Below are 16,181 nucleotides of genomic sequence, written 5' to 3'. Positions count from 1 at the left end.
TTTAAGCGCAGAACCTTGGATAACTGGTAGGTCATCACCTGGGAAGTCATATTCGCTAAGAAGTTCACGAACTTCCATTTCTACTAGCTCTAGAAGCTCTTCGTCATCAACCATGTCACACTTGTTCATGAATACGATGATGAATGGAACACCAACCTGACGTGAAAGCAGGATGTGCTCACGAGTTTGTGGCATTGGACCATCTGTAGAAGCAACTACTAGGATTGCGCCGTCCATCTGTGCAGCACCAGTGATCATGTTTTTAACATAATCCGCGTGACCTGGGCAGTCTACGTGTGCGTAGTGACGTGATGGAGTGTCATATTCGATGTGAGAAGTATTAATTGTAATACCGCGCTCACGCTCTTCTGGAGCGTTATCGATCTGTGCGAAATTCTTAACTTCACCACCGTAAGTCTTAGTCAATACAGACGAGATAGCTGCTGTTAGAGTTGTTTTACCATGGTCGACGTGACCGATAGTACCAACGTTAACATGGGGTTTATTACGTTCAAATTTTTCTTTAGCCACGATATATTCCTTTCTTTTCAGAAAATGCTCAGCTTTGCTGAGCAATAGCATTCAATATGAGTTATAGACTAATTTGCGGTTATCCGCGCGCGTCTATCACTGACTTTGCAACATTTTGCGGTGCATCAGAGTACTTCAAAAACTCCATTGAGTATGAAGCACGTCCTTGAGTGGCACTACGTAAATCCGTTGCGTATCCAAACATTTCAGATAAAGGTACTACCGCATGAACAAGTTTAACGCCGCCAATGCCGTCGTCCATTCCTTCAATCATGCCGCGACGTCTATTTAAATCACCTACAACATCACCCATATAATCTTCAGGAGTGGTCACTTCTACCTTCATACAAGGTTCTAGTAACGCAGGGTCTGCTTCGAGAGCGCCCTTCTTGAAGCCCATAGAGCCAGCAACTTTAAACGCCATCTCGTTTGAATCGACATCATGGTATGAGCCATCAAACAGAGTGACTTTAACGTCCAATACAGGGAAGCCAGCGAGTACGCCGTTCTTCATCTGCTCTTGAATCCCTTTATCTACTGCAGGGATGTATTCTCTTGGAATCACACCACCAACAATCTCGTTGGCAAATTCGTAACCGAAACCCTCTTCTTGAGGTTCAAGCTTTAACCACACGTGACCGAATTGACCTCGACCACCTGATTGTCGTACGAACTTACCTTCTACTTCTACACTCGAGCGAATAGTTTCACGATACGCTACTTGTGGTTTACCAACATTACACTCAACACTAAATTCGCGACGCATACGGTCTACGATGATATCTAAGTGTAATTCACCCATGCCAGAGATCAGTGTTTGACCTGACTCTTCGTTGGTTTCAACACGGAATGACGGATCTTCGGCTGCAAGTTTTTGCAACGCAATGGCCATCTTTTCCTGGTCGGCTTGGGATCTTGGTTCCACAGCGATCGTAATTACGGGCTCAGGAAACTCCATACGTTCGAGAATAACTTTATGGTCAGAATCACAAAGCGTGTCACCCGTAGTGACATCTTTTAGACCAATAGCCGCAGCGATGTCGCCAGCGCGTACTTCTTTGATCTCTTTTCGATCGTTTGCATGCATTTGCACCATACGACCAATTCGCTCGCGTTTCTGTTTGACCGAGTTATACACGCCAGAACCGGTTTCCAATACACCCGAATAAACGCGCATAAAGGTCAATGTTCCGACGAATGGGTCTGTTGCAATCTTAAATGCCAAAGCCGAGAATGGGGCGTTGTCGTCAGCTGGACGCTCAACTTCCTGATCCTTGTCGTCGATACCTTTAATAGCAGGTACTTCAACAGGCGATGGTAAATAATCAATAACAGCATCGAGAACTGCTTGCACACCTTTGTTCTTAAACGCAGAACCACAGGTGGCCAAAACAATCTCGTTAGCAAGAGTACGTTTGCGCAGTGCAGATTTAATCTCTTCTTCTGATAGCTCGCCCTCTTCGAGGTACTTATCCATCAGTTCATCAGTCGCTTCTGCTGCTGCTTCTACTAGATATTCACGCATCTCAGCTGCCTTTTCGGCTAGCTCAGCTGGTATATCTTCGTAGGTGAATGTCATACCTTGATCAGATTCATTCCAGTTAATGGCCTTCATCTTGATTAGGTCTACAACACCCTTAAACTCTTCTTCTGCACCGATATTCAATTGAATCGGTACACAAGTCGCTCCCAGACGGTTACGTATCTGCTCAACGACGCGTTCAAAGTCTGCACCTGCGCGGTCCATCTTATTGACAAACACTAAGCGCGGTACGTGATACTTGTCCGCTTGACGCCATACAGTTTCTGACTGTGGTTCAACACCAGATGAACCACAGAACACAACAACTGCGCCATCAAGTACACGTAGCGAACGTTCAACTTCAATAGTAAAGTCAACGTGACCAGGTGTATCGATGATATTGATACGGTGCTCAGTAAACTGTGCCTCCATACCGCGCCAGAACGTGGTAGTCGCAGCAGAGGTAATAGTAATACCACGCTCCTGCTCCTGTTCCATCCAATCCATAGTGGCTGCGCCATCATGGACTTCACCGATCTTATGAGACATACCGGTGTAGAAAAGAACGCGTTCTGTAGTTGTGGTTTTTCCTGCGTCAACGTGAGCACAGATACCGATGTTACGGTAGCGCTCAATTGGAGTTGTACGAGCCACGATTAAACCCTCTTTACTAAGGAAAATACCTTAGTCATGTAAAACATGGTGCAGGCAAATGCCTGCACCAAAAGATTACCAGCGGTAATGAGCAAACGCTTTGTTTGCTTCTGCCATACGATGCACGTCTTCGCGCTTCTTAACAGCAGTTCCTTTATTTTCTGAAGCGTCTAGCATTTCACCAGCTAGACGTAGAGCCATAGATTTTTCACCACGCTTACGAGCAGCTTCAACTAACCAGCGCATCGCTAGTGCGTTACGACGCACTGGACGAACTTCACATGGTACCTGGTAAGTAGAACCACCAACACGACGAGATTTAACCTCGACTGATGGACGTACGTTGTCCAGGGCTGCTTCAAGGATAGCTAGATGTTCTTCGCTTTTTTTCTCAGCGACAACATCTAGTGCCTTGTAAATAATTTTTTCTGCAGTCGACTTTTTGCCGTCCTGCATAATGACGTTGATGAACTTAGCCAACAACTCACTATGAAATTTTGGATCTGGTAGGATTTTACGTTGTCCTACAACGCGACGTCTTGGCATAACAATTTCTCCGTATGCTTCAGGGACCCCAAAACTGGAATCTCAAATAATCTAGCTTGGCCTTACTTAACGGAAAACGTTAAGACTTAGGACGCTTAGCTCCGTACTTAGAACGTCCTTGACGACGCTCACTAACACCAGCACAGTCTAATGCGCCACGTACAGTGTGATAACGAACACATGGTAAGTCTTTAACACGACCACCACGGATTAGAATCACGCTGTGCTCCTGCAGGTTGTGGCCTTCACCGCCGATGTACGAAGTTACTTCGAAACCGTTAGTTAGACGCACACGAGCTACTTTACGTAGTGCAGAGTTAGGTTTTTTTGGTGTGGTTGTGTATACGCGAGTACAAACACCACGTTTTTGTGGACACGCATTCAACGCTGGCACGGCAGTCTTGATGACTTTAGGCGAGCGAGGCTTACGTACCAACTGGTTTACAGTTGCCATGTATAGCTCCGAATCAGTTGATAAACTCAACAGTAAGGTGTGAAAAATCTATATCCCACAGGTGTGGGACGCGAAATTTTAGAAGTGTCTGGTGTTTCTGTCAAGAAATAGCCAACTTTTTACTCAATTAAAGTAAAAAAAGGCACCAAAAGGTGCCTTTTTTACAATCTATTTACGTTTGAGCGCTAATTATTCAGCACTACCCGCTAGATTTAGTAGATCTGCTAAGTTTTGCTCAGCTTCACTTGCACTAATAGTCGGTGCCTGTTCAGGCTGACCTTTAGCACCAGCTTGGTTGCGTTTCTGATGATACGCATAACCAGTACCGGCTGGGATCAAACGTCCTACGATTACGTTCTCTTTCAAGCCGCGTAACTTGTCACTCTTACCGCCAACGGCAGCTTCGGTCAGTACGCGAGTTGTTTCCTGGAACGAGGCTGCTGAGATAAATGACTCAGTAGCCAAAGACGCTTTAGTGATACCAAGTAGTTCACGTTCGAACTTAGCAGGTGCTTTACCTTGCGCTTCAAGTTCGCGGTTAGCGATCTTAACGCGAGATACTTCAACTTGCTCACCAGGTAGGAATTCACTATCACCTGCTTCAGTGATCTCACACTTACGCAGCATCTGGCGAATAATCACTTCGATGTGCTTATCGTTAATTTTTACACCCTGTAGACGATATACGTCTTGGACTTCATTAACAATATAGTTAGCCACTTTGTGAATACCACGTAGACGTAGGATATCGTGTGCTGCTTCTGCACCATCAGCAATAACTTCACCACGTTCGACTTTTTCACCTTCGAACACGTTAAGGTTACGCCACTTAGGAATCATCTCTTCATACGGCTTACCACCATCAGCAGGCGTGATCACAAGACGACGCTTACCTTTAGTTTCTTTACCGAACGAGATAGTACCTGAGTACTCAGCAAGAATTGCTGGCTCTTTTGGCTTACGCGCTTCGAACAAGTCAGCAACACGTGGTAGACCACCGGTAATATCGCGAGTCTTAGACGATTCTTGTGGAATACGTGCTAACGCATCACCAACGTTAATGGGTGCATTATCGTCTTGGTTAACAATCGCTTTACCAGGTAAGAAGTATTGCGCTGGTACTTCAGTACCAGGAATCATCAAGTCGTTGCCATCGGCACCAACTAGACGAATCGCAGGACGCATCTCTTTACCCGCAGTAGGACGTTGACCAACTTCCATTACAACGATAGAAGATAGACCGGTGAGCTCATCTGTTTGACGTGTCATGGTGACACCATCAATCATATCAACGAACTTAATGCTACCCGCTACTTCAGAAACGATTGGGTGAGTATGCGGATCCCAGTTAGCGATAATTTCGCCAGCAGAAACCGTTGCATCTTCCAACTTCTCAAGTACGGTACCATACGGTACTTTATAACGCTCTTTCTCACGGCCTAGCTCATCGATAATCGCGATCTCTGATGAACGAGAAACGATAACCAGTTTGCCTTCGCTGTTAGAAACATGCTTAGCGTTATGTAATTTAACCGTACCGGCATTCTTAACTTGAACGTTGTTCTCAGCAGACGCTCGAGATGCCGCACCACCAATGTGGAATGTACGCATCGTAAGCTGTGTACCTGGCTCACCAATTGACTGAGCAGCAACAACACCGATAGCTTCACCTTGGTTGATGATATGACCACGAGCCAAATCACGACCATAACAGGCGGCACAAACACCAAAGTCTGTATCACAGCTAATAACTGAACGTACAATCACTTCATCGATTGAATGTTCTTCTAGCGTGTCACACCATGCTTCATCAAGTAACGTGTTGCGTGGAGCAAGAACGTCTTCAGTACCTGGGTAATAAACGTCTTCTGCAACCACACGACCTAGTACGCGCTCACGTAATGGCTCAACAACGTCACCACCTTCAATAAGCGGCTTCATTGTTAGACCTTCGTGTGTACCACAATCGTCTTCGATAACAACTAAATCTTGTGCAACGTCTACAAGACGACGAGTTAGGTAACCCGAGTTCGCAGTCTTAAGTGCCGTATCCGCTAGACCCTTACGCGCACCGTGAGTAGAGATAAAGTACTGTAGTACGTTTAGACCTTCACGGAAGTTCGCTGTAATAGGGGTTTCGATGATTGAGCCATCTGGCTTAGCCATCAGACCACGCATACCGGCTAACTGACGAATCTGTGCAGCACTACCACGAGCGCCTGAGTCGGCCATCATATAGATGCTGTTGAACGAAGCTTGAGTTTCTTCTTCACCATCACGGTTAATCACTGTCTCAGTAGACAGGTTATCCATCATCGCTTTAGAAACTTTTTCGTTGGCACTTGCCCAGATATCGATAACTTTGTTGTAACGCTCACCAGCAGTAACAAGACCCGACTGGAACTGTTCTTGAATCTCAAGTACTTCAGCTTCAGCATCAGCTACAAGCGTGTACTTTTCATCAGGAATAACCATATCGTTGATACCTACAGAGGCACCCGATACTGTCGCGAAATGGAAACCGGTATACATCAATTGGTCTGCAAAGATAACGGTATCTTTAAGACCCAGTTGACGGTAACAGGTGTTCAACAATTTAGAGATCTGCTTCTTACCCATGTTTTGGTTAACCAAATCATAAGATAAGCCTTTAGGCAGAACCTGCGACAGTAAAGCACGACCAACAGTAGTATCTACGATACGACGGCTTTCAGTGCGTTCACCATTATCAGCAATTGTTGTCTCAGTAACACGAACTTTGACGCGAGCGTGAAGCTCTGCACAACCAGTGCGGTAAGCTTTTTCAACTTCAGCAACTGATTCAAAGGCCATGCCCTCACCTTTACCGTTAATGCACTCACGGCTGGTGTAATATAGACCCAATACAACGTCCTGTGACGGTGTGATCACCGGCTCACCGTTTGCAGGTGAAAGGATGTTGTTGGTCGACATCATTAATGAACGTGCTTCCAACTGCGCTTCAAGCGTCAGTGGCACGTGAACAGCCATTTGGTCACCATCGAAGTCGGCGTTGTATGCCGCACAAACGAGTGGGTGTAGCTGAATCGCTTTACCTTCAATTAGGACCGGCTCGAACGCCTGGATACCCAATCTGTGCAGTGTTGGTGCACGGTTAAGCATCACTGGATGTTCGCGGATCACGTCATCGAGCACGTCCCATACTTCAGGAACTTCACGTTCAACCATCTTCTTAGCAGCTTTGATGGTAGTAGCTAGGCCACGACCTTCTAACTTGCCATAGATGAATGGCTTAAATAGCTCAAGTGCCATCTTCTTAGGAAGACCACACTGGTGTAGACGCAGAGTAGGACCAACGGTAATTACCGAACGACCAGAATAGTCAACACGTTTACCTAGCAAGTTCTGACGGAAACGACCTTGCTTACCTTTGATCATATCAGCCAAAGATTTAAGCGGACGCTTGTTAGAACCTGTAATAGCACGACCACGACGACCGTTATCTAATAGCGCATCAACAGACTCTTGCAACATACGTTTTTCGTTACGTACGATGATGTCTGGAGCAGCTAGGTCTAATAGACGCTTTAGACGGTTGTTACGGTTGATCACACGACGGTAAAGGTCGTTCAAATCAGACGTAGCAAAACGACCGCCATCTAGTGGTACAAGAGGACGTAGATCAGGTGGCAGAACCGGAAGCACCTTGAGGATCATCCACTCTGGCTTGTTGCCTGAAGTGAAGAACGCTTCAATTAGCTTAAGGCGCTTAGTGATCTTCTTACGACGTGTTTCAGAGTTGATTGATGGCAATTCTTCGCGCATCATCTCAATCTCTTTTTCAAGATCGATAGCACGTAGCAATTCTAGAACTGCTTCAGCGCCCATCTTGGCTTCGAACTCATCACCGTACTCTTCAAGTGCATCGAGGTAGTTTTCTTCAGTCAGCATTTGGCCGCGTTCAAGACTGGTCATGCCAGGCTCGATCACTACAAATGATTCGAAGTAAAGTACACGTTCGATATCACGAAGAGTCATATCTAGCATCAAACCGATACGGGACGGCAATGATTTCAAGAACCAAATGTGTGCCACAGGGCTAGCTAGATCGATGTGACCCATACGCTCACGACGCACTTTAGTCTGGGTAACTTCTACGCCACACTTCTCACAGATCACACCACGGTGTTTAAGACGCTTATACTTACCGCATAAACATTCGTAGTCTTTTACTGGACCAAAAATACGCGCACAGAACAAACCTTCACGCTCAGGCTTGAAAGTACGGTAGTTGATGGTTTCTGGCTTCTTAACTTCACCAAATGACCAAGAGCGGATGAGATCTGGCGACGCTAGGCCAATCTTGATCCCTTCGAATTCTTCAGTCTTGCTTTGCTGTTTCAGAAACTTTAATAAGTCTTTCACGTTTCTCTCCTGAAGGAGTTAAACCGGGTGCTCCGCTCACGCAGAGCACCGTTTATTGTCAAACTTCGGCGATGCCTTAGTCTTACTCTTGATCCAACTCGATATTAATACCGAGTGAACGGATCTCCTTCAGCAATACGTTGAAGGACTCAGGCATACCTGGTTGCATCTGATGGTTACCGTCGACGATGTTCTTATACATCTGAGTACGACCGTTAACGTCATCTGACTTAACAGTAAGCATTTCTTGTAGAGTGTAAGCAGCACCGTATGCTTCAAGTGCCCATACTTCCATCTCACCGAAACGCTGACCACCAAACTGAGCTTTACCGCCCAATGGCTGCTGAGTAACAAGACTGTAAGAACCAGTTGAACGCGCGTGCATCTTATCGTCAACCAAATGGTTAAGTTTAAGCATGTACATGTAACCAACGGTTACTGGACGTTCAAATTGATTACCGGTACGACCGTCAAACAAGGTACGTTGTCCAGAAGTAGGAAGACCTGCTAGTTCTAGCATCTCCTTAATTTCTTTCTCTTTCGCACCATCGAATGCAGGTGTCGCAGTCGGGATACCGCCTTTTAGGTTCTTAGCAAGACGTAGAACTTCTTCATCGGTAAATGAATCGATATCGACGCGCTGCTGCACCTCTTCACCGAGTTCATAAACTTGCTTGATGTAGTTACGAAGCTCTGCAAGTTCGCGCTGCTCTTCTAGCATTGCAGTGATCTTGTCACCGATACCTTTCGCTGCAGCACCTAAATGCACTTCAAGAACCTGACCGATGTTCATACGAGATGGTACACCTAGTGGGTTCAATACGATGTCCACAGGGTTACCATTTTCGTCGTACGGCATATCTTCTACAGGGTTAATCTTAGAGATAACACCCTTGTTACCGTGACGACCCGCCATCTTATCACCAGGCTGGATAGTACGCTTAACCGCAAGGTAAACCTTAACGATCTTCAGTACGCCAGGTGCTAAGTCATCACCTTGAGTGATCTTACGACGTTTGATCTCGAACTTCTTATCGAAGTCAGCTTTTAACTCTTCCGCTTGCTCAGCCAACTGCTCTAATTCAGTTTGCTTCGCTTCGTCGTCGATAGTTTGTACTAGCAACTGTGAACGTGGAATAGCATCAAGTTGTGCTTCAGTATAGCCTGCACCTAACAGTAGGTTGCGGGCACGACCAAGTACACCATCTTCAAGAATCTTAAATTCTTCAGTCAGATCTTTCTTAGCCTGAGCGATATGCATCTCTTCGATTTCTACCGCACGCTTATCTTTCTCAACGCCGTCACGGGTAAATACCTGAACGTCGATGATTGTACCTTTAACTGAATTAGGTACACGTAGTGAGCTATCTTTAACATCAGATGCTTTTTCACCGAAGATAGCACGCAATAGCTTCTCTTCTGGTGTCAGCTGAGTTTCACCCTTAGGAGTCACTTTACCGACTAGGATGTCGCCACCCTTAACTTCAGCACCAATATAAACGATACCTGATTCATCTAGCTTAGAAAGCGCAGACTCACCTACGTTTGGAATATCAGCAGTGATCTCTTCGCTACCCAACTTAGTATCACGAGCAATACAAGAAAGCTCCTGAATGTGGATAGTGGTGAAGCGATCTTCCATCGCTACACGCTCAGAGATTAAGATCGAATCTTCGAAGTTGTAACCATTCCAAGGCATGAACGCGATACGCATGTTTTGGCCAAGTGCCAAATCACCCAAATCGGTTGATGGACCATCGGCTAGCACGTCACCACGAACAACTGGGTCGCCAACACTGCAACAAGGACGTTGGTTAATACAGGTGTTTTGGTTAGAACGGGTGTATTTGGTTAAGTTATAAATGTCGATACCAGCTTCGCCTGGTGTCAATTCAGATTCATTTACCTTAACAACGATACGGCTTGCATCAACGTAGTCTACATAACCACCACGTTTTGCTGCCACAACAACACCAGAGTCAACTGCTAGCGTACGCTCGATACCAGTACCAACTAGCGGCTTATCAGCACGCAATGTTGGAACCGCCTGACGTTGCATGTTCGCACCCATCAATGCACGGTTAGCATCATCGTGTTCTAGGAATGGAATAAGCGATGCCGCAACAGAAATAATCTGCTGTGGAGATACATCCATATACTGAACGTCTGCAGCACGCATAAAGGTAGACTCACCTTTATGACGACAAGCAATCTGCTCTTCCATCATACGGCCACTGGCATCAACTTCGATGTTAGCCTGTGCAATCACATAACGGCCTTCTTCGATAGCTGACAAGTAATCGATATCATCAGTAATCACACCATCAACAACCTTGCGGTATGGTGTTTCTAAGAAGCCATAAGAGTTAGTGCGCGCAAAGCTTGCTAACGAGTTAATTAGACCAATGTTTGGACCTTCAGGGGTCTCAATTGGACATAGGCGACCATAGTGAGTTGGGTGAACGTCTCGAACTTCGAAACCTGCACGCTCACGAGTCAAACCACCAGGACCAAGAGCCGAAATACGACGCTTATGAGTCACTTCTGATAGTGGGTTGTTTTGGTCCATGAACTGAGACAGCTGAGAAGAACCGAAGAACTCTTTCACTGCTGCAGAAATAGGCTTAGCGTTGATCAGATCTTGCGGCATAAGCTCGTTAAGATCACCAAGGCTCAAACGCTCACGTACGGCACGTTCTACACGAACAAGACCTACACGGAACTGGTTTTCAGCCATTTCACCAACACTACGGATACGACGGTTACCCAAGTGATCGATATCATCAACTTCATCATTACCGTTACGGATTTTGATGATGTTTTGCATTACAGCAACGATATCTTCTTTGGTAAGAATGCCAGTACCTTCGTCATCATCAATGCTTAGACGACGGTTGAACTTCATACGACCTACTTTAGATAGATCATAACGCTCTTCACTGAAGAACAAGTTCTGGAATAGTGCTTCTGCAGCATCTTTGGTTGGTGGCTCACCAGGACGCATCATGCGGTAGATCTCAACCAACGCTTCTAGACGGTTAGCTGTAGAATCGATACGCAATGTGTCAGAGATATATGCACCGTGATCAAGCTCGTTGATAAACAGTGTATCGATCTCTTTAATGCCAGCCATAGATAACTTAGCAAGATCTTCTAAGCTGATCTCTGCGTTTGCAGACACCAACACTTCGCCCGTATCTGGGTCGATATAATCTTGTGCAGAAATCTTGCCTGAGATGTATTCAACTGGTACTTCAAGCTCAGTCGTGTTGGTTTTCTCTAGTTGCTTAATATGGCGCGCAGTAATACGACGTCCTTTCTCAACTAAGATAGTACCTTCAGCATCTTTAATGTCGTAGCTTGCTGTTTCACCGCGAAGACGGTCAGCGACTAGCTCCATTACCAAGGTATCTTTCTTAATCTTGTATTGAACGCGTTCAAAGAACAGATCAAGGATATCTTGAGTAGAGTAGTCTAGTGCACGCAAAATGATTGAAGCCGCAAGTTTACGACGACGGTCAATACGTACAAATAGTGCATCTTTCGGATCGAATTCAAAATCCAACCAAGAACCACGGTAAGGAATAATACGTGCGTTATAAAGCACCTTACCAGAAGAGTGGGTCTTACCACGATCGTGATCGAAGAATACACCAGGACTACGGTGCAACTGAGAAACGATAACACGCTCAGTACCATTGATAACAAAGGTACCGTTGTCAGTCATCAGAGGGATATCCCCCATATAGACTTCTTGTTCTTTAATGTCTTTTACTGTGCCTGGTGCAGCTTCACGATCATACAGAACCATACGCAACTTAACACGTAGTGGCGCAGAGTATGTAACACCGCGAATTTGACACTCTTTCACATCAAAAACTGGCTCGCCTAGCTTGTAGCTGACATATTGCAGCTCTGAATTACCAGAAAAGCTCTTGATGGGAAAAACGCTACGGAAAGCGGCTTCTAAACCACGCTCGCCTGTAGGATCTTGATCGGTGAACTTCTTAAAGGAGTCCAACTGGATTGACAATAGGTAAGGGATATCCAAAACTTGTGGACGCTTACCAAAGTCTTTGCGAATACGCTTCTTTTCAGAATAGGAGTAAACCATGGGTTTCCTCTGATTGCGAGATGTGACCAAGACTGAAACAACACATTCGGTCGTAACAGCACGTTTGCCCATCACCGTTGATAGCAAGAACCCAGCCAGTAATCTCTGCTCGGAACTGCGAAATCTGGCGACAAACGGTGAATAAAAAATCGCCTACGCTTACAGCGCAAAAAAGGCCGACGGTTAAAAAACCGCCAGCCTCCACCCGATGACTCGGGAGGTTGTAAGTTATATTATAACTTACTTGATCTCAACAGCAGCACCAGCCGCTTCTAGATCAGTCTTAAGAGCTTCAGCTTCTTCTTTAGAGATAGCTTCTTTAACTGCTACTGGAGCAGATTCAGCCATGCCTTTAGCTTCTTTCAGGCCTAGACCTGTAGCGCCACGAAGAGCTTTAATTACTGCAACTTTGTTGTCGCCGTGAGAAGTAAGAATTACGTCGAATTCTGTTTTCTCTTCAGCAGCAGCGGCATCGCCACCACCAGAAACAACAGCAGCAGCGGCAGAAACGCCGAACTTCTCTTCCATTGCTTCGATTAGTTCAACAACTTCCATTACAGACATTTCTGCAAGGGCTTCTAAGATTTGGTCTTTAGTGATAGACATAACAAAAAATTCCTAATTGTACTGAATTCAATTTAATTAAGCGGCTTGTAAAATTAAGCAGCTTCTTTCTGATCGCGTAGAGCGGCCAATGTACGAACGAACTTGCCAGCAGATGCTTCTTTTAGAGTCATCATGAACTGAGCTAGTGCTTCTTCGTATGTTGGTAGTTTTGCTAAACGATCAATGTTGTCTGCAGGGATTAATTCCCCTTCAAAGGCTGCTGCTTTGATCTCAAACTTCTCTTGCGCTTTAGCGAAATCTTTTAGAAGACGCGCAGCTGCACCTGGGTGCTCATTAGAGAATGCAATCAAAGTAGGACCAGTAAACGTATCGCTTAGGCACTCAAAATCAGTACCTTCAACAGCGCGTTTAACTAGAGTGTTACGTACAACTTTAACGTACACACCAGCGTCACGAGCGGCTTTACGAAGACCGGTCATATCACCTACAGTTACACCGCGTGAATCGGCAACAACTGCAGATAAAGCACCTTTGGCAGCTTCGTTGACTTCAGCAACAATCGCTTTTTTGTCTTCGAGTCTTAATGCCATTGGCTTTACTCCTGGATTCTATCTAGGGAATTCCCTAGCAATTACCAAACTAAATCTACTGACTTAGTTACTTACGGCGCGAATATCCAGGCAGAATAAAATCTAACTGGGGTCCGACACCGTCTACGTAGGAAATTAAGTTATCGTAATACGCTAACACCTACGGTCTTGGACGAGGGCCTATCTCGTCGCGCAATAAAGCGTTAGAAAATAGACCTCAACCCACAAAGTGCGCGCATTATAGACTAATACACCCACTTTGTAAAACAAGCTAAGAAATTAAGCAGCTGGAGTCAGGGTAGCCTGATCTACTGCAACACCTGCACCCATAGTGGTAGAGATGCTAACTTTCTTAACGAAAACGCCTTTAGCGGCTGCTGGCTTAGCTTTGATAAGCGCGCCAAGTAGAGCTTCAAGGTTTTCTTGTAGTTGAACAGCTTCAAAGTCCACTTTACCAATAGTAGTGTGGATGATACCGTTCTTGTCATTGCGGTAACGCACTTGACCAGCTTTTGCATTCTTAACTGCTTCGGCAACGTTAGGCGTTACTGTACCAGTTTTTGGGTTAGGCATTAGACCACGTGGGCCTAAGATTTGACCTAACTGACCAACAACGCGCATAGCGTCTGGTGATGCAATTACTACGTCAAAGTTCATTTCACCGGCTTTAACTTGTGCAGCAAGCTCGTCCATACCAACTAGCTCAGCACCTGCTTCTTTAGCAGCGTCAGCGTTAGCACCTTGAGTGAACACAGCAACACGTACGTCACGACCAGTACCGTGTGGTAGTACAGTAGCACCACGCACGTTTTGGTCAGATTTACGTGGGTCAACACCTAGGTTAACCGCTACGTCTACACTTTCAACGAACTTAGCAGTAGCTAGTTCTTTTAGTAGTGCAACAGCTTCGTTGATATCGTAGCTTTTAGTTACTTCTACTTTTTCGCGGATCAAACGCGCGCGTTTAGTTAGCTTTGCCATTATATTAATCCTCTACTACCAAACCCATTGAACGCGCAGTACCTTCAATTGTGCGAGTCATCGCATCAATATCAGCACCAGTCATATCAGCGGCTTTAGTCTCAGCGATTTCCTGGACAGCGCTACGCTTGATAGTTCCCACTTTTTCAGTGTTAGGACGGCCAGAACCAGACTTAAGACCAGCTGCTTTAAGCAGTAGGAATGAAGCAGGTGGAGTCTTAGTTTCAAAAGTGAAAGAGCGATCAGTGTAAACAGTGATAACTACAGGAATTGGCATACCTTTGTCGAACTTTTCAGTACGAGCGTTGAATGCTTTACAGAATTCCATGATGTTAACACCTTTCTGACCCAATGCTGGACCAACTGGTGGCGACGGATTTGCAGCACCGGCTGCTACTTGTAGTTTGATGTAACCATCAACTTTCTTTGCCATGAGACATTTTCCTCAAGTATGGGTACAAACGCTAGCGACAACATGTCGGTTAGCTCCCCGAAAATAATGGGTGCGGATTATACAAAAATCCGCACCCATTTCCAATACGTTTTGTGCTTTATTTAATCAGCTTTTTTCAATCTGACCAAAATCAAGTTCTACAGGCGTTGAACGACCGAAGATCATCACCGATACTTTCACTCGGTTCTTCTCATAATCAACCTCTTCCACAGTACCGTTAAAGTCTGCGAAAGGACCATCAGTAACACGAACAACTTCACCTGGTTCAAATATAACGCGATGCGTTGGAGACTCAGTGGTCTCTTGAAGGCGTTGCAAAATTGCATCAGCTTCTTTATCTGAAATCGGTGCAGGACGATCTGAAGTTCCACCAATGAAACCCATCACACGTGGGATGCTTTTCACTAAATGCCAGCTTTCATCATTCATATCCATCTGTACGAGTACGTAGCCAGGAAAGAATTTACGTTCGCTTTTACGACGTTGACCAGCGCGCATTTCAACCACTTCTTCAGTCGGTACTAAAACCTCGCCAAAGTGGTGCTCCATTTCGTGCATTTTGATGTGTTCAAGCAATGATTTGCAAACACGACCTTCATAACCAGAAAAGGCCTGAACCACATACCATCTTTTTTTAGCTTCAGTCATACGAAATGCCTATACGCCTGTAATAAAATTAACAATTCTCAGCAATACTGCATCCATACCCCAAAGGATTAATGCAAGTATACCGGTTGCCGCTAGAACGATGAATGTCGTATTAAGGGCTTCTTGACGTGTTGGCCAAACAACCTTACGAACTTCAATGTGCGACTCACGAGCAAAAGTTAAGGCTTGCTTACCTTTCTCGGTTTGTAGAGCGATAAAGCCCGCTACCGCGAATGCCACTACGACACCGATAGCACGAACTAATACGCTAGCTTCGCTATACATTTGATTAGCAATAATGGCAGCAGCTAGCAGAATAACTACTACGCCCCATTTTACGATATCCAGAGAGTTACCCTGGCTTTCAGTATTTGTTGTCATCGGTTGATTCCGTTACTCACTACGACCTGAGCTTAAGTTTCGATAGCTTGAATCGCCTTTTTTGTAAAAGACCATCCAACCACCTTACTATTTACCCGAACTTACTCACTCCCAGAGCAAAAAGTAAGCCCAGAGGGTCAAAAATCGGCCATAGATTGTATTCTTATTCAGAGCGATTGGCAAGGCGGCACACGCATTGTTACTCACAAATATCTGCCGCCAAAAACAAAAAAGGCAGCCTAAGCTGCCCTTTTTAGTGTCTGTTAAGACTCGTTGCGATTAAGCTACGATCTCAGCTACAACACCAGCACCAACTGTACGGCCACCTTCACGGA

Annotated in this window: 12 protein-coding genes; all 12 read right to left on the bottom strand. The window is 45.4% G+C overall.

Annotation, left to right across the window (positions count from 1 at the left end; all coding sequences use genetic code 11):
* Window positions 1-531 (bottom strand): GTP-binding protein (locus L876_RS0116065; protein WP_028764733.1); only part of this gene is annotated, 531 nt, incomplete at its 3' end.
* Between the two features lie 79 nt (window positions 532-610).
* Entirely contained in the window at window positions 611-2,707 is a 2,097-nt protein-coding gene (fusA, locus tag L876_RS0116060) for an elongation factor G (protein WP_028764732.1), read from the bottom strand.
* Between the two features lie 75 nt (window positions 2,708-2,782).
* Window positions 2,783-3,253, bottom strand: a complete 471-nt coding sequence (gene rpsG / locus L876_RS0116055; RefSeq protein ID WP_028764731.1) for a 30S ribosomal protein S7 — start codon at window positions 3,251-3,253, stop codon at window positions 2,783-2,785.
* Window positions 3,254-3,332: 79 nt separating this feature from the next.
* Window positions 3,333-3,707: a 30S ribosomal protein S12 gene (rpsL, locus tag L876_RS0116050; RefSeq protein ID WP_028764730.1), complete on the bottom strand. Its 375-nt coding sequence runs from the start codon at window positions 3,705-3,707 to the stop codon at window positions 3,333-3,335.
* A gap of 189 nt (window positions 3,708-3,896) precedes the next feature.
* Window positions 3,897-8,111 carry a DNA-directed RNA polymerase subunit beta' gene (gene rpoC, locus L876_RS0116045; protein ID WP_028764729.1) on the bottom strand — a complete coding sequence of 1,405 codons (4,215 nt, stop codon included), beginning with the start codon at window positions 8,109-8,111 and terminating at the stop codon, window positions 3,897-3,899.
* 82 nt (window positions 8,112-8,193) lie between these two features.
* Entirely contained in the window at window positions 8,194-12,225 is a 4,032-nt protein-coding gene (rpoB, locus tag L876_RS0116040) for a DNA-directed RNA polymerase subunit beta (protein ID WP_028764728.1), read from the bottom strand.
* Window positions 12,226-12,465: 240 nt separating this feature from the next.
* On the bottom strand, window positions 12,466-12,831 hold the full coding sequence (gene rplL / locus L876_RS0116035; protein ID WP_028764727.1) for a 50S ribosomal protein L7/L12: 366 nt from the start codon (window positions 12,829-12,831) through the stop codon (window positions 12,466-12,468).
* A gap of 53 nt (window positions 12,832-12,884) precedes the next feature.
* The gene (gene rplJ, locus L876_RS0116030; RefSeq protein ID WP_028764726.1) at window positions 12,885-13,382 is read right to left on the bottom strand and encodes a 50S ribosomal protein L10; all 498 of its coding nucleotides are present in this window, start codon (window positions 13,380-13,382) and stop codon (window positions 12,885-12,887) included.
* 279 nt (window positions 13,383-13,661) lie between these two features.
* Window positions 13,662-14,363 carry a 50S ribosomal protein L1 gene (gene rplA / locus L876_RS0116025; protein WP_028764725.1) on the bottom strand — a complete coding sequence of 234 codons (702 nt, stop codon included), beginning with the start codon at window positions 14,361-14,363 and terminating at the stop codon, window positions 13,662-13,664.
* 4 nt (window positions 14,364-14,367) lie between these two features.
* Window positions 14,368-14,796, bottom strand: a complete 429-nt coding sequence (rplK, locus tag L876_RS0116020) for a 50S ribosomal protein L11 (RefSeq protein ID WP_028764724.1) — start codon at window positions 14,794-14,796, stop codon at window positions 14,368-14,370.
* Between the two features lie 126 nt (window positions 14,797-14,922).
* On the bottom strand, window positions 14,923-15,465 hold the full coding sequence (gene nusG / locus L876_RS0116015) for a transcription termination/antitermination protein NusG (RefSeq protein ID WP_028764723.1): 543 nt from the start codon (window positions 15,463-15,465) through the stop codon (window positions 14,923-14,925).
* A 9-nt stretch (window positions 15,466-15,474) separates the two neighbouring features.
* Window positions 15,475-15,846: a preprotein translocase subunit SecE gene (gene secE, locus L876_RS0116010; RefSeq protein ID WP_028764722.1), complete on the bottom strand. Its 372-nt coding sequence runs from the start codon at window positions 15,844-15,846 to the stop codon at window positions 15,475-15,477.
* Window positions 15,847-16,181: the final 335 nt, after the last annotated feature.

The organism is Shewanella colwelliana ATCC 39565 (assembly GCF_000518705.1).
Classification (GTDB): domain Bacteria; phylum Pseudomonadota; class Gammaproteobacteria; order Enterobacterales; family Shewanellaceae; genus Shewanella; species Shewanella colwelliana.
Note: the sequence above shows the minus strand (reverse complement) of the source record. Positions and strands in the feature narration are given on the sequence as shown.

Excerpts from the sequence above, each read along its gene's own strand:
- rpsG (WP_028764731.1), bottom strand. The coding sequence starts at position 3,253 with ATGCCAAGACGTCGCGTTGTAGGACAACGTAAAATCCTACCAGATCCA.
- rpsL (WP_028764730.1), bottom strand. The coding sequence starts at position 3,707 with ATGGCAACTGTAAACCAGTTGGTACGTAAGCCTCGCTCGCCTAAAGTC.
- rpoB (WP_028764728.1), bottom strand. The coding sequence starts at position 12,225 with ATGGTTTACTCCTATTCTGAAAAGAAGCGTATTCGCAAAGACTTTGGT.
- rplL (WP_028764727.1), bottom strand. The coding sequence starts at position 12,831 with ATGTCTATCACTAAAGACCAAATCTTAGAAGCCCTTGCAGAAATGTCT.
- rplJ (WP_028764726.1), bottom strand. The coding sequence starts at position 13,382 with ATGGCATTAAGACTCGAAGACAAAAAAGCGATTGTTGCTGAAGTCAAC.
- rplA (WP_028764725.1), bottom strand. The coding sequence starts at position 14,363 with ATGGCAAAGCTAACTAAACGCGCGCGTTTGATCCGCGAAAAAGTAGAA.
- rplK (WP_028764724.1), bottom strand. The coding sequence starts at position 14,796 with ATGGCAAAGAAAGTTGATGGTTACATCAAACTACAAGTAGCAGCCGGT.
- nusG (WP_028764723.1), bottom strand. The coding sequence starts at position 15,465 with ATGACTGAAGCTAAAAAAAGATGGTATGTGGTTCAGGCCTTTTCTGGT.
- secE (WP_028764722.1), bottom strand. The coding sequence starts at position 15,846 with ATGACAACAAATACTGAAAGCCAGGGTAACTCTCTGGATATCGTAAAA.